The following is a 2,884-nucleotide window of genomic DNA, read 5'->3' as shown; positions in this document are numbered from 1 at the left end:
AACTCGCGCTGCACGTCGGTGTAGGCGTCGGTGAACACGCCCAGGATGCGGGCGTCGACGTCGGCGACCACATCGAGCAGGTCCTTGCGGGCCGCTTTGACGTCCTCCAGTTGGGTGGACAGAAAGTTGTAGCGTTCCTCCAGCGCCGTGAACTCCTCCAACGCCAGCGGGTTGATCCGGCCCAGCTCGGCCAGTTCCCGTTCGGCACGTTTGGCCCGGCGCTCCTGAGTGCCCCGGTCGAACGGCATCGGCGCGGGTCGCCTCACTTCTTCGCCGCGCTCACGGGCCTCCTGGTACTCGGCCGTCTCCAACTCCGACGGCGGCAGGGCAATATCGGGGCCGTATTCGGCGACCAGGTCCGCCGGGGCCATCCCGAACCGTTCGAACACCATCTGCTCGAGCTGTTCAATACGCAGCGCCGCCTGGGCCTTGGCCACCTCGTCCCGGTGCAGCGCCTCGGTGAGCGTGCCCAGGCGGGTGGTCAGCGTATTCACCTCGTCGCGGACCGCTCCCATCGCTGTCGTGTGCTGTCGGCGTTCGGCGGCCAGCCCGTCGCGGGTCTGCGACGCGGTCGCCACCACCCGACCCAGCCGCGCGGCCAGCATTCGTCCGGCGTCGGCGACCGCGGCAGCGACTGCGGCGGCGTGCAAGCGCGCGGCGTGCGCCTGCTGGGCGCGCTCCCGCGCCTCGCGTTCGGCGGCGGCTGCCTGGCGCAGCGCGTCCGCCCGCCCGCGAACCGCGTCGACGCGTTCCTCGACGGTGCGCACCGACAGCCGGGCTTCTATCTCTGCGCCACGGGCGGCTTCGGCGGCGGCGGCGAGCTGCTGGCGGTCGACCGACTGGGCGTCGCCGGCAGGTTGAGTCTGTTCGGCGATGCCCAGCCGGGATTCCAGCTCACCGAGCTCGGTGACGGTCTGGGCACGCACGGCCTCCAGGTCCGCACGCTGACGCAGCTGGCGGCGCCACTCGGCGTCGGCGGAGCGAGCCTCCTGCCCGAGCCGGCCCAGCTGCTCGTAGATGGCCGAGATGGCGGTATCGGATTCGTTGAGCGCAGCCAGCGCCTGCTCGGCCGCGTCTTGGCGGGCGGCCTGCTCGGTCAGTGCACCGGACAGCGCCGCACCGAGTTGTCCGGCCTGCGCCTCGGCGGCGGCCAGCTCGGTGCGGGCCTTGTCGATCTCACCGGTGATCTCCAGCACCGACGGCTTATGGTCCGAACCGCCGCTGACCCAGCCAGCGCCCACCAGATCGCCGTCGATGGTGGCCGCACGCAGCTGTGGGTCGGCGGCCACCAGGTTCAACGCCGCGGACAGGTCGGCGACCACCGCCACCTGCGACAGCATGGCGACCATAGCGCCGCGCAGCCGCGCTGGGGCATCGATCAGGTCCAGCGCCCAGACCGCCCCACCGGGCAGCGTGCTGGACGGGGTCGGCTCAGGGCTCTCTGCGGCGGGCCAGTCCCCCAGCACAATGGCAACCCGGCCTCCGTCAGCTTTCTTGAGCGCGGTCACCGCTGAGCGGGCCGCGCCGAAGTCCTCAGCGGCGACCGCGTCGGCGGCGGCCCCCAGCACCGCGGCCAGCGCCGTCTCATATCCCGACTGCACCTTGACCAGCTTCGCGATCGAACCGAAAAGTCGCGCATCGTGAAAGTTTTTGGCTAACCATGTGGCGCCGTTTTTGCGTTCCAGGCCCATCGACAGTGCCTCGATGCGGGCCCGCAGTGATGCCACCTGGCGTTCGGCGCCGCGCTCAGCCGCCTGCAGTTCGGCGACCCGCTCGTCGGCCAGCCGCAACGCCGCCACGGTGCGCTCGTGGTGCTCGTCGAGACCGACCTCGCTCTGATCAAGCTCATCGACGCGGCGCTGAACGGTTTCAAACTCCGCCTGGGCCTGCTGGGCGCGGGCGGCGGCCTCCTCGATGCGCTGCGAGAGCGCGGCGACGCTGTCGTCGATCGATTCGACCCGTGCCCGCATCGTCTCCACCTGGCCGGTCAGCCGGGCCAGCCCTTCGCGGCGGTCGGCTTCGGCACGAACCGCCGCCAGATGCGCTTTCTCGGCGTCTGCGGCGCGGTGCTGACGATCGGCCAGCTCACCGCGGGCAGTCTCGAGGCGAGTTCGAGCGTCGGCCAGCTCTGCCAACAGCTGGTGCTCAGCGACGGCAACCTGCTCGGCCTCGGCCTCCAGCGCATCCGGGTCCGCACCGCCCGCGACGACCGGCTCTTCGTTGAGGTGGTGGGCGCGTTCGCTGGCGATCCGCACGGTGGCGCTGACCCGTTCGGCCAGCGCCGAGAGCGCGAACCACGTCTGCTGCGCGGCTTCGGCGCGCTGTGTCAGATCGGCCACCGCCGCCTCATGGGAAGCCAGTTCCTCGGCGGCCGCCGTCAATCGCGTGCTGATCTGGTCATGCTCGTGACGCAGCGTCGCCTCGGCGTCGCCTGCGCCGGTGAATTGGGCCTGCTGGGCAACCAGGTCGTCGGCGGCCAGCCGCAGCCGGGCGTCGCGCAGGTCCGCCTGGATCGTCGCGGCACGGCGCGCCACTTCGGCCTGGCGGCCCAACGGTTTGAGCTGGCGGCGCAGCTCGGTGGTCAGGTCGGTGAGCCGGGCCAGGTTGGCTGACATCGCCTCCAGCTTGCGGACGGCTTTTTCCTTGCGCTTGCGGTGTTTGAGCACGCCGGCGGCCTCTTCGATGAATGCCCGCCGGTCTTCGGGTCGCGACTCCAGGATCGCGTCCAGCTTGCCCTGCCCGACGATGACGTGCATCTCGCGGCCTATCCCGGAGTCACTCAGCAGCTCCTGGATGTCCATCAACCGGCAACTGGCGCCGTTGATCTCGTATTCGCTGGCGCCGTCGCGGAACATCCGCCGGGTGATCGACACCTCGGTGTAGT

General features: G+C 70.8%; 1 protein-coding gene. It reads right to left on the bottom strand.

All coding sequences use genetic code 11. From position 1 onward, the window contains the following. Nucleotides 1-2,884: chromosome segregation protein SMC (gene smc / locus AC2VOP_RS01130; RefSeq protein WP_486959256.1), on the bottom strand; the 2,884-nt coding region annotated here is incomplete at both ends.

The sequence above is a fragment of the Mycobacterium sp. TH-M106 genome (assembly GCF_057473765.1).
Note: the sequence above shows the minus strand (reverse complement) of the source record. Positions and strands in the feature narration are given on the sequence as shown.